9 protein-coding genes are annotated in these 11711 nt (G+C 74.5%); 6 read left to right on the top strand and 3 right to left on the bottom strand.

Annotation, left to right across the window (positions count from 1 at the left end; all coding sequences use genetic code 11):
* Positions 1-14 precede the first annotated feature (14 nt).
* The 5 genes from hutH to hutI are packed head-to-tail and all read left to right on the top strand — an operon-like array spanning position 15 to position 7273.
* The gene (gene hutH / locus Q6348_RS14430) at positions 15-1607 is read left to right on the top strand and encodes a histidine ammonia-lyase (RefSeq protein ID WP_304602095.1); all 1593 of its coding nucleotides are present in this window, start codon (positions 15-17) and stop codon (positions 1605-1607) included.
* 32 nt (positions 1608-1639) lie between these two features.
* Positions 1640-3307, top strand: a complete 1668-nt coding sequence (gene hutU, locus Q6348_RS14435; RefSeq protein WP_304602096.1) for a urocanate hydratase — start codon at positions 1640-1642, stop codon at positions 3305-3307.
* A complete protein-coding gene (locus Q6348_RS14440; protein WP_304602097.1) occupies positions 3304-4644 on the top strand; it encodes an allantoate amidohydrolase in 1341 nt (446 codons plus the stop codon). Before hutU ends, Q6348_RS14440 begins: the two co-directional genes overlap by 4 nt.
* On the top strand, positions 4641-6011 hold the full coding sequence (locus Q6348_RS14445) for a formimidoylglutamate deiminase (RefSeq protein ID WP_304602098.1): 1371 nt from the start codon (positions 4641-4643) through the stop codon (positions 6009-6011). The genes Q6348_RS14440 and Q6348_RS14445 overlap by 4 nt, the downstream gene beginning before the upstream one ends.
* A complete protein-coding gene (gene hutI / locus Q6348_RS14450; RefSeq protein ID WP_304602099.1) occupies positions 6008-7273 on the top strand; it encodes an imidazolonepropionase in 1266 nt (421 codons plus the stop codon). The genes Q6348_RS14445 and hutI overlap by 4 nt, the downstream gene beginning before the upstream one ends.
* A 14-nt stretch (positions 7274-7287) precedes the next feature.
* On the opposite strand, the gene Q6348_RS14455 is transcribed toward hutI, so the two are convergent.
* Positions 7288-7881 (bottom strand): hypothetical protein, encoded by a 594-nt coding sequence (locus Q6348_RS14455; protein WP_304602100.1) that lies wholly within the window; start codon positions 7879-7881, stop codon positions 7288-7290.
* 201 nt (positions 7882-8082) lie between these two features.
* Between Q6348_RS14455 and Q6348_RS14460 the strand changes: the two genes are divergently transcribed.
* A complete protein-coding gene (locus Q6348_RS14460; RefSeq protein ID WP_304602101.1) occupies positions 8083-8730 on the top strand; it encodes an HAD-IA family hydrolase in 648 nt (215 codons plus the stop codon).
* A gap of 106 nt (positions 8731-8836) precedes the next feature.
* Here Q6348_RS14460 and yicI read toward each other — a convergent pair whose 3' ends face one another.
* Together yicI and Q6348_RS14470 are read right to left on the bottom strand one after the other, a co-directional pair.
* Positions 8837-11107 (bottom strand): alpha-xylosidase, encoded by a 2271-nt coding sequence (yicI, locus tag Q6348_RS14465; RefSeq protein WP_304602102.1) that lies wholly within the window; start codon positions 11105-11107, stop codon positions 8837-8839.
* Positions 11104-11711: carbohydrate ABC transporter permease (locus Q6348_RS14470; RefSeq protein ID WP_304602103.1), on the bottom strand; the 608-nt coding region annotated here is incomplete at its 5' end. The genes Q6348_RS14470 and yicI, both read right to left, overlap by 4 nt.

The following is an 11711-nucleotide window of genomic DNA, read 5'->3' on the forward strand; positions in this document are numbered from 1 at the left end:
GCTTGACTGACGGCATGCTCACCCAGCCGGGCCGGTCGCGCAGCGACCTGGCCGTCCTGGTCGACGTCGGCCCGCTCCGACCCGAGGACGTCGTGGCCGTGGCCCGGCACGGCGCACCGGTGCGGCTCACCGATGCCGCACGTGCCGCGGTCGCCGCCGGGCGTGCCGTGATCGATGAGCTCGCCGCCGACCCCCGTCCGCACTACGGCGTGTCCACCGGCTTCGGCGCGCTCGCCACGACGAGCATCCCGCCGGAGCGCCGGGGGGACCTGCAGCGCTCCCTGGTCCGCTCGCACGCCGCCGGCTCGGGCGCCGAGGTGCCCCGCGAGGTGACCCGGGCGCTCATGCTGCTGCGCCTGTCGACGCTCGCCACCGGGCGCACCGGGGTACGGCCGGTGGTCGCGCAGACCTATGCCGATGTGCTGTCCGCCGGGATCACGCCGGTGGTCCACGAGTACGGCTCGCTGGGCTGCTCGGGCGATCTGTCGCCCCTCGCGCACTGCGCCCTGGCCGTCATGGGCGAGGGCACGGTGCGCGACGCGACCGGGACCCTGCTCCCGGCCGCCGACGCGCTGGCCGCCGCGGGCATCGCGCCGGTCACCCTCGTCGAGAAGGAGGGCCTGGCCCTGGTCAACGGCACCGACGGCATGCTCGGCATGCTGCTGCTGGCCGCGCACGACCTGGCCGCCCTGATCTCCACCGCCGACCTCGCCGCGGCACTGACCGTCGAGGCCCTGCGTGGCTCGTCCACGGTGTTCGACGCCGACCTGCAGGACCTGCGTCCGCACCCGGGCCAGGCTGCGTCGGCGGCGAACCTGCGCCACGTGCTGAGCGGCTCGCGGCTCGTCCAGCACCGCACCGACGGCGTGTTCACCCGGGTCCAGGACGCCTACTCGCTGCGCTGCGCCCCGCAGGTGCACGGCGCCGCCCGGGACACCCTGGACCACGCACTGACCGTGGCGCGCCGCGAGCTCGCCGCCGCGATCGACAACCCGGTCGTGACGCTCGACGGCCGGCTGGAGTCCAACGGCAACTTCCACGGCGCGCCCGTCGCCTACGTGCTCGACTTCCTCGCGATCGCGGTGGCGGACCTCGCCTCGATCAGCGAGCGGCGCAGCGACCGGATGCTCGACACCGCGCGCAGCCACGGCCTGCCGCCGTTCCTCGCCGACGACCCCGGCGTGGACTCCGGCCACATGATCGCCCAGTACACCCAGGCCGGGATCGTCGCCGAGCTCAAGCGGCTGGCGGCGCCGGCGAGCGTCGACTCGATCCCCTCGTCGGCCATGCAGGAGGACCACGTCTCGATGGGTTGGTCGGCGGGTCTGAAGCTGCGCCGGGCGATCGACGGCCTGCGCGACGTGCTCGCCATCGAGATCCTCACCGCGTGCCGGGCGCTGGACCTGCGCGCCCGCACAGAACCGGACGCCGCCCCGTCCGCCACGGCCGCCGCGGTGCGCGCCGCGCTGCGCGCGTACGTCGCCGGGCCCGGCCCCGACCGGTTCCTGTCCCCGCAGATCGAGGCCGCGGTGGACCTGGTCCGCGACGGCACCCTGCTGGCCGCCGCCCGCGCCGCACTCGCCGCGCACGGACACGACCTCCTCTGACCCTGTCCGCCGCACCCCGGAAGGACCCCGCGATGACCGACCTGTCCGTCCCGCACACCGTGCGCGCCCCGCGCGGCACCACCCTGACGGCCCGCGGCTGGGGCCAGGAGGCCGCGCTGCGGATGCTGCAGAACAACCTCGACCCGGAGGTGGCCGAGCACCCCGAGGAGCTCGTGGTCTACGGCGGCTCGGGCAAGGCCGCGCGGGACTGGCCGTCCTACGCCGCGCTGGTGCGGACCCTGACCACGCTCGCCGACGACGAGACGATGCTCGTCCAGTCCGGCCGGCCGGTCGGCGTGCTGCGCACGCACGAGTGGGCGCCGCGCGTGATCCTGGCGAACTCCAACCTGGTGGGGGACTGGGCGACCTGGGACGAGTTCCGCCGGCTCGAGGCGCTCGGCCTGACCGCCTACGGACAGATGACCGCCGGGTCGTGGATCTACATCGGCACCCAGGGGATCCTGCAGGGCACCTACGAGACGTTCGCGGCCGTCGCGCGCAAGCGGTTCGGCGGCACGCTCGAGGGCACCGTCACCCTCACCGGTGGGCTCGGCGGGATGGGCGGCGCCCAGCCGCTCGCCGTCACCATGAACGGTGGTGTGGCGATCTGCGTGGACGTCGACGAGTCCCGGATCCGGCGGCGCATCGAGCAGCGCTACCTGGACGTGATGGCGGACTCGTTGGAGCACGCGCTGGACCTCGCGACCGAGGCCAGGCGCGCGCGGCGCCCGCTGAGCATCGGCGTGCTCGGCAACAGCGCCGACGTCGCCCCCGCCCTGCTGGCCGGCGGTGCCGAGATCGACGTGGTCACCGACCAGACCTCGGCGCACGACCCGCTGGCCTACCTGCCGCTGGGGATCGCGTTCGAGGACTGGCACGAGGCGCGCACCAGCGACCCGACCGGCTTCGCCAAGGCGGCTCGGGAGTCGATGGCCCGCCACGTCGAGGCGATGGTCGGCTTCCAGCGGGCCGGCGCCGAGGTGTTCGACTACGGCAACAACATCCGCACCGAGGCCAAGGCCGCGGGCTACGCCGACGCGTTCGCGTTCCCCGGCTTCGTCCCCGCGTACCTCCGGCCGCTGTTCTGCGAGGGCAAGGGCCCGTTCCGCTGGGCGGCGCTGTCCGGTGACCCGCAGGACATCCACGCGACCGACCGGGCGATCCTCGACCTCTTCGGTGAGAACGAGTCGCTGACCCGCTGGATCCGGCTCGCCCAGGAGAAGGTCGCGTTCCAGGGCCTGCCGGCGCGGATCTGCTGGCTGGGCTACGGCGAGCGCGACCGTGCTGGCCTGCGGTTCAACGAGCTGGTCGCCTCCGGCGAGGTGTCGGCACCGATCGTGATCGGCCGCGACCACCTGGACTCCGGCTCGGTGGCCAGCCCCTACCGCGAGACCGAAGCCATGCTCGACGGGTCCGATGCGATCGCCGACTGGCCGCTGCTCAACGCGATGGTCAACACGGCGTCGGGCGCGACCTGGGTGTCCATCCACCACGGCGGCGGGGTCGGCATCGGCCGGTCCATCCACGCGGGCCAGGTCACCGTCGCCGACGGCACCCCGCTCGCGGCCGAGAAGATCGCGCGTGTGCTCACCAACGACCCGGGGACGGGCATCATCCGGCACGTGGACGCCGGCTACCCCGAGGCGAAGGCGGCCGCCGCCGAGCACGGCGTGCGGATCCCGATGCAGGAGGGCCGGTGACGGGCGACGCGGTAGCCGGTGTCGCACCGGGCTCCGGCTCGGGTCCCGTGCTCGACCCCGTCGCGCTGCTCGCCGAGATCGACGACGTCGGCCGCGCGGCCGGCGGCGGGTGGTCCCGGTTGGTGCACACCGACGCCGAGCGGACCCTTCGCGACTGGTTCACCGAGCACGCCACCCGCCTCGGCCTGGCGGTCGAGACCGATCGGAACGGCAACCTGTGGGCGTGGTGGGGCGGCGACCTGCCTGGCGCCGACGGACCCGGAGCCGTGCTCCAGGTGGGCTCGCACCTGGACTCGGTGCCGGCAGGGGGCGCGTACGACGGACCGCTCGGCGTGGTGAGCGCGCTGGCTGCGGTCTCCCGGCTGCGCGCCGAGGGGTTCACGCCCCACCGCCCCGTCGTGGTGCCGGTGTTCGCGGAGGAGGAGGGCGGCCGGTTCGGCATCGCCTGCGCCGGGTCCCGCCTGATGACCGGGGCGCTGGATCCGGCCCGCGCGGGCGCCCTGGCCGACCCGGACGGCGTCACCGCGGCCGACGCCGCACGGCGGGTCGGCGCCGACCCGACGGCCTGGGGCCCCGAACCGGCGCGGCTGGCCAGGATCGGCGAAGCCGTGGAGCTGCACGTCGAGCAGGGCCACCTGCCGACCTCCGGCGGCTGCCGGCATGGCGCGCTGGGCCTGGCCGAGGCGGGTGCGCCGCTCGGCCTGCTCACCGAGATCTGGCCGCACGGCCGCTGGCGGTTCGACCTGGTGGGCGAGGCCAACCACGCCGGGACCACGCCGCTGGACCGCCGCACCGACCCGATGCTCGTGCTCGCCGAGGGCGTCCTCGCGGCTCGCCGGGCTGCCGAGCGGCACGGTGTGCTCGCCACGGTCGGCAAGGTCAGGGTGGATCCTGGCGCGGTGAACGCGATCCCGTCGGCCGCCAGGTTCTGGCTCGACGCGCGCGGTGCGGACGCCGGCGCCGTCGACGCCGCCGTGGCCGACGTCGCCGCGGCGCTCGGCACACCGGCGGTGCGTGAGTCGTGGACGCCGGTCACGCAGTTCGACACCGGCCTGGGCGCCCGGCTGGCCGCCCCGGTGCGAGTGGCGCTCGCGGCTGCCGGCGCCCCCGTGGGTGCCGACGGGCTGCCGTTGCTGCCGAGCCTGCCCTCGGGCGCCGGGCACGACGCCGGGGTCCTCGCCGAGGCGGGGGTTCCCACGGCGATGCTCGTGGTGCGCAACCCGTCCGGGATCTCGCACGCCCCGGGCGAGCACACCGAGGACGGCGACGTCCGCCTCGGTGCGGCCGCGCTCGTCGAGATCATCCGGGACCGCGCCGGCGCCGGCTGGCGGGGATGACCGCCACGACGGCCCGCCCGGCCGGGACCGACGGCGCGTACTGGCTCCCCGTGGCCCGGCTGGGCCGGCCACCGGCCGGCCGGGTCGCCGCCGGGGTGCGGGTGCGGCACGGTGCCGGTCTGGTGGTCGGGATCGACGAGGGGGTGCCGCCCTCGCCCGGTGACGTCGTGCTCGACGGACTCGGTCTGCCGGCGTTCGCCGACGCGCACTCCCACGCCTTCCACCGCGCGCTGCGCGGGCGGACGCACGCCGGGGGCGGCACCTTCTGGACGTGGCGTGAGCAGATGTACGCCGTCGCCGCCCGGCTCAGCCCGGAGGCCTACCTCGACCTGGCCACCGCGGTGTACGCCGAGGCCGCGCTGTCCGGCGTCGGCGTGGTGGGGGAGTTCCACTACGTGCACCACCGCCCGGGCGGTGTGCCGTATGCGCCACCGACCGCGATGGCCGAGGCGCTGGTCGAGGCCGCCGCGCGCGCCGGCGTACGGCTGACCCTGCTCGACACGCTGTACCGGCGCGGCGGCGTGGACGCCACCGGGCGGCCGCTGCCGCTGTCCGCCGAGCAGCGCCGCTTCGACGACGGCTCGGTCGAGGCGTGGGCGGCCCGGCGCGCCGCGCTGCCTGCTGCCGCGCACGTGCGAGCCGCCCGCGCGTTGCACTCGGTGCGTGCCGTCGGTGCCTCCGACCTCGCCGCGGTCGCCGCGCTGGGCGAGCACGGGCCGCTGCACGTGCACGTCGCCGAGCAACCGGACGAGGTGACGGCGTGCCTGGCCGAGCACGGCCTCACGCCGGTCGGGCTGCTGGACCGGCACGGCCTGCTCGGCCCCGACCTGGTCGCGGTGCACGCCAACCACGTGACCGACGCCGACGTGGCGCTCCTGGCCGGGCGCGGCGCGGGCGTGTGCGCCTGCCCGACCACCGAACGCGACCTGGCCGACGGCCCGGGGCGCCCCGGCGACCTCGCCGCAGCCGGCGTGCCCCTGAGCCTGGGCACCGACCAGCACGCCGTGCTCGACCTGCTCGAGGAGACCAGGGGCCTGGAGATGCACGAACGCCTGCGCACCGGTCGGCGCGGCACCTTCAGCCCCGCCGCCCTGCTGGCGGCCGCGACCGCGCACGGGTATGCCGCCCTCGGATGGGACGGCGGCCGGCTCGAGGTGGGGGCGCCGTGCGACCTCACCGTCCTGGACACCGCGTCGGTGCGCACCGTCGGCGCCCGGCCGGACCAGCTCTGGCTGGCCGCGACGGCCGCGGACGTGCGGCACACCGTCGTGGCGGGGCGACAGGTCGTGCGCGACGGGCGGTCGATCGCCGGTGACCCCGTTGACCTGCTCACCCGGGCGCTAGCGGCCCTGGACGGCCCGCCATGAGCCCCGACCTCGCCCGTCCGCTCGAGATCCCCGCGCCGGCCCCGGGTCGGTCCCTGCTCCTGGACGACATCGGTGTGCTCGTCACCAACGACCCGGGCCGCGGGCCGTGGACCGCACCGTTGCCCGACGCGGCGGTGGTCGTCGCGGACGGGCGGATCGCCTGGGTGGGGCGGTCGGTGGACGCGCCGACGTGCGACGAGCGGTGGAGCGCCGAGGGGCGCACGGTGCTGCCGGGCTGGGTCGACTCGCACGCGCACCTGGTGTTCGCGGGCGACCGCTCGGCGGAGTTCGCCGCGCGGATGGCCGACCGGCCCTACGTCGCGGGCGGCATCCGCACCACGGTCGCCGCGACGCGTGCCGCGACCGACGAGGCGCTGCGAGCGCGGGCGGTCGCGCTGGTGGCGGAGATGCGCCGGCAGGGCACCACGACCGTCGAGATCAAGTCCGGGTACGGGCTGGACGTCGCGACCGAGCGACGGTCGCTCGCGATCGCGCGCGAGCTCACCGACGAGACCACGTTCCTCGGCGCGCACGTCGTGCCGGAGGAGTACGTAGGGCGGCCGGACGACTACGTCGACCTCGTGGTGGGCGAGATGCTCGACGCCTGTGCGCCGCACGCTCGATGGGTCGACGTGTTCTGCGAGGTCGGCGCGTTCGACCTGGACCAGTCGCGCCGCGTGCTCGAGGCGGGGCTGGCCCGCGGGCTCGGCGCGCGCGTGCACGGGCACCAGCTGTCCCGGACCGGTGCCGTCGCGTTGGCCGTCGAGCTCGGCGCCGCGAGCGTGGACCACTGCACCGAGCTGGACGCCGAGGACGTCGCGCTGCTGGCCGGCGCGGCGCCCGCCGTACCCGACGGGACGACGCAGGGCGTGGCCGGGCGCGGCACCGTGGCGACCCTGCTGCCCGTCGTCGAGCTCTCGACGCGGCGCCCGATGCCGGACGCCCGGGCGTTGCTCGACGCCGGCGCCACGGTCGCACTCGCCACGGACTGCAACCCCGGCTCGGGCTACTCCTCCTCGATGCCGCTCGCCGTGGCCCTCGCCGTCATCCAGGCGCGGATGACCCCTGCGGAGGCGGTGTGGGCCGCCACCGCCGGCGGCGCCGCCGCGCTGCGGCGCGCGGACGTCGGCCGCGTCACGGTGGGCGCGCGCGCGGACCTCCAGGTGCTCGACGCCCCGGACCCGGTGCACGTCGCGTACCGCCCCGGCGTACCGCTGGTCACCGCCGTGCTGGGCGGCACCGCGCGCGCACGCCTTCCCTGACGTCGGCGTCGAGCTCAGTGGGCCGGGCGGGCCGCAGGTGGCAGGTGCCAGAACCTCCCGGACTGGTGCGCCAGGCCCCCGGCGACGAGGAACAGGGCGCCGACGAGGAGCATCGGGACGACGATCACACCGGACGACGTCGTCAACAGGTCGCCGAGCCCGGGCCCGCCGCCGCCGCGCCACTCGTCGACGAACCCGACACCCGTGGCGACCAGCTGGACGACACCGAGGCCGACGAGCAGGATGCCGGCGAGGGACATCCGGCGTCGGCCGAGGAAGGCGAGCGACACGGCGAGGGCGAAGACCCCGATCGCCGCGACCGGACCGATCGCGTCGCGGTCGACGAGGTGGGTCGTGGCGTCCAGGACCGTGAACGTGGCGACCAGCCCGGACAGGACGACGAACACCGTCGGGACAGCCGGGTGGGCCGAGAAGCTGAGCAGGCACAGCAGCACGGTCGGCACCAGCCACGCCGCCGTGCTGCCGATGGCCGCCCAGGTGCTCAGGTCCTCGAACGCGTAGCCGGCGATGAAGAGCCCGCCGATCACGCCGAAGAGGACCATCATCGCGAAGGCGAGGTTGGTGAGGAGCTTCGCAGTGCCGGTCATCGCACTCATCCCCTCCTGGGGGCGGGGGCGGCGCGCGAGCCACGGGCGGGTGTCCACGGAGCGGTCGCCCTTGTCCCCATTGTCGCGCAGAGTCGTCGTCCTGGAACCTGCCTGCGCGCCTCCACCGGGGCCCGGTTAGTCTCGGACACGTCGGCGGGCGCCGTGGCAGGCAACCGGCGAGCCACGACAGCGGAAGGTCCCATGCCTGAGCACTTCGCAGCAGATGCCGTCCTCTTCGACTCCGACGGGGTCCTGGTGGACTCCAAGGAGGTGGGAGAGCGCGCCTGGATCGAGTGGGCGCACCTGCACGGCCTCGAGCCGCGCGCGGTGCTGACGGACCTGCACGGCCGCCGGTCGCGCGAGACCGTCGCGCTGCACGTCGCGCCCGAGGCGGTCGAGGCGGCGACCGCCGTGATCGACGGCCTCGAGCTCGAGCGGGTGGACGGCACCCGGGCGCTCCCCGGCGCTGCTGCGCTCGTGGCGTCGTTGCCCGAGGCGTGCCGGGCCGTGGTGACCTCCGCCCCGCACGCCCTCGGCGTGGCACGGCTCGAGGTCGCGGGCGTACCGGTGCCCGCCGTCCTCATCACGTCGGAGGCGGTCGCGCGTGGCAAGCCGGCGCCCGACCCGTACCTCGCAGCGTCCGCGGCGCTCGGCGTGCCGATCCACCGCTGCCTGGTGTTCGAGGACTCCGAGCACGGGATCGGCGCGGCCCGCGCGGCGGGGGTCGGCACCCTCGTCGGTGTGGGCGAGTCGGCGCTCGGGCTCGGCTGCGACGCGGTCGTGCCTGATCTCGCTGCCGCGAGATGGACGGGTGACGGCGTCGAGATCACGCGGCGCCTGGACGCCTGACGAGCAGCCGCCGGCCACGCCCCCACCCCCTGGCGTGATCAAGGAATTCGTGCTCGGCCGGCGGGCACGAATTCCTTGATCACCCCGCGGGGGTACGGGTCATGGGTCAGTGGATCCGGGTGGGGGCGGTGCGGCCGTCCTCGGCGACCGCCCGGACCCCCCCGCCGGACCCGGTCACCCGGAAGGTCACGCGGTCGCCGTCGGTGGTGACGACGTCGACGGTCGTGTCGAGCTCCGCCCCGCCGGAGTACACCTCGAGCACCAGCCCGTCGAGGTAGTCGTAGTCCGGCCGGTCGTCCCGTGCGCCCCGGGCGAGCACGGCGCCCTCGCGCACGTACAGCGGCAGCGAGTCGAAGCCGTGGCGCTCCCGCACCCACCGACCACCGGCCACCTTCTCGCCGGTCAGGAGGTGGGTCCACGTCCCGGCCGGCAGGTACACCTCGACGGTCCCGTCGGCGGACATCACCGGGGCGACCAGCAGGTCCGGTCCCAGCATGTACTGCCGGTCCAGGTGCGTCACCGCCGGGTCGTCGGGGAACTCGAACACCATCGGGCGTGCCACCGAGACCCCCGTCGCGGCCGCATCGGCGCCCACCCGGTACAGGTACGGCATGAGCGAGCACTTCAGCCGGCTGAACCGGCGCGTGACCTGCACGGCCTCGTCGTCGAACGCCCACGGGACGCGGTAGCTGTCCGACCCGTGCAGCCGCGAGTGGCTGGACAGCAGGCCGAACGGCACCCACCGCTTGAACACCGCCGGGTCGGGCGTGCCCTCGAAACCCCCGATGTCGTGGCTCCAGTACCCGAAGCCCGACGCCGCGAGCGACAGGCCGCCGCGCAGCGTCTCGGCCATCGAGGCGAAGCTCGAGGTGTTGTCCCCGCCCCAGTGCACCGGGAACTGCTGCCCCCCGGCGGTGGCAGAGCGGGCGAACAGGACCGCCTCGCGCTCGCCCTTGACCTCGCGCAGCACGTCGAACACGGCCCGGTTGTACAGCTGGGTGTACAGGTTGTGCATGATCAGCGGGTCGGTGCCGTCGTGCCAGACGACGTCCGTGGGGATGCGCTCGCCGAAGTCCGTCTTGAGCGCGTCCACCCCCTGGGCCAGGAGGCCGCGCAGCTTGTCCTGGAACCAGCGCACCGCGTCGGGGTTGGTGAAGTCGATCAGACCCATGCCGGCGACCCACATGTCCCACTGCCACACCGAGCCGTCGGCACGGCGCACCAGGTAGCCGCGCTCGGCGCCCTCGTCGAACAGCGCCGAGCGCTGCGCGATGTACGGGTTGATCCACACGCACACCTGCAGGTCGAGGTCGTCGTGCAGGCGCTTGAGCATGCCCTCCGGGTCGGGGAACACCCGGGTGTCCCACTCGAGGTCGGTCCAGGCGAGCTCGCGCATCCAGAAGCAGTCGAAGTGGAACACGCTCAGGGGGATGCCGCGCTCGCGCATCCCGTCGACGAACGACGTGACCGTGGCCTCGTCGTAGTCCGTGGTGAACGACGTGGACAGCCACAGCCCGTAGGACCATGCGGGCACCACGGCGGGCCGGCCCGTCAGCCGGGTGTACCGGTCGATGACCTCCTTGGGCGTCGGGCCGTCGATGACCAGGTACTCGAGCACCTCGCCCGGCACCGAGAACTGCACGCGCTCGACGGACTCCGAGCCGACCTCGAACGAGACGTGCTCGGGGTGGTTGACCAGGACCCCGTAGCCGCGGTTGGTCAGGTAGAACGGCACGTTCTTGTAGGCCATCTCCGAGCTGGTACCGCCGTCGGCGTTCCAGATGTCCACGGTCTGGCCGTTCTTGACCAACGGTCCGAACCGCTCGCCGAGGCCGTACACAGCCTCACCGATGCCCAGGTCGAGCTGGGCGTGCATGTAGGCGCCGGGCCGCGCCAGCCCGGTGGCCGTCACGCCCGTCAGACCGGCGGGCTCGGCGCTCACCGTCGCGTTCTCGGCCAGCGTCAGGTACCCGACGGACTTGTGACCGGAGCCGGTCAGCCGCGTCCCGTCGCGCCAGAAGGACAGGTCCCAGGGCGCGCCCTGGCGGATCTCGGCCCGCAGCCGCCCGGAGGTCAGCGTGGCGCCCTCGGGGCTGGTCCGGACGTCGGCCGCCCCCCCGCGCTCGTCGAGCTCGAAGCCGCGCGGCGCGCGGCCGCCGGTGTGGTGCTCGATGCGCACCTTGACGACGCCCTCGGCCGGCGCGGAGAGCGTGACGGTGAGCGCCGGGATGTTGAGCACGTTTCCGCGCGTGCGGATGGGTCGGGTCGGTGCGGTGACCACCAGCCGGTCGCCGTCGGCCGCCAGGTCGTAGGCCTCCTGGGCGTAGGCGGCCGTGACGCCGGGCCGCACGGCCCAGAACCCGTCGGTGAACTTCACTTGACTGCTCCTGCCGTGATGCCGCGCGTGAGGGTGCGCTGGAAGATGAGGAAGAAGATGATCGTGGGGATGACGCTGAGCAGCGTGGCCGCGATCAGGGTGGTCACGTCGGTCTGCCGCTCACCGCTCAGCTGCTCGAGGACCAGGGGGACCGTGAGCGACTGGTCCTTGTTGAGGAAGGACAGCGGCAGCAGGAACTCGTTCCACGTCCAGATGAAGAAGAACACCATCAGGACGCTCAGCGTCGGTCGGGACACGGGCACCACGACGGAGCGCAGCGCGCGCCAGCGGCTCGCTCCGTCCAGGGCTGCCGCCTCGAGGATCTCCTTGGGGAAGGTCCCGTACAGGCTGGCCAGCAGGTAGGTGCCGAACGCGCCCTGGATGACGGTGAAGGTGAGGATCACCGACCACGGGGTCGACAGCAGGTGCGCCTTGTCGAAGAACGTGAACAGCGGGTAGACGAGCATCTCCTGCGGCAGCAGGTTGGCCATCAGGAAGAGCAGGGTCAGCCACGTGCGGCCCTTGACGCGGCCGATGCCGATCGCGAAGGCGTTCAGCACGGAGACGACCACGCCGAGGATCGCCACCATCGCGGAGATGAAGA

The organism is Actinotalea lenta (genome assembly GCF_030586465.1).
Classification (GTDB): Bacteria; Actinomycetota; Actinomycetes; order Actinomycetales; family Cellulomonadaceae; genus Actinotalea; species Actinotalea lenta.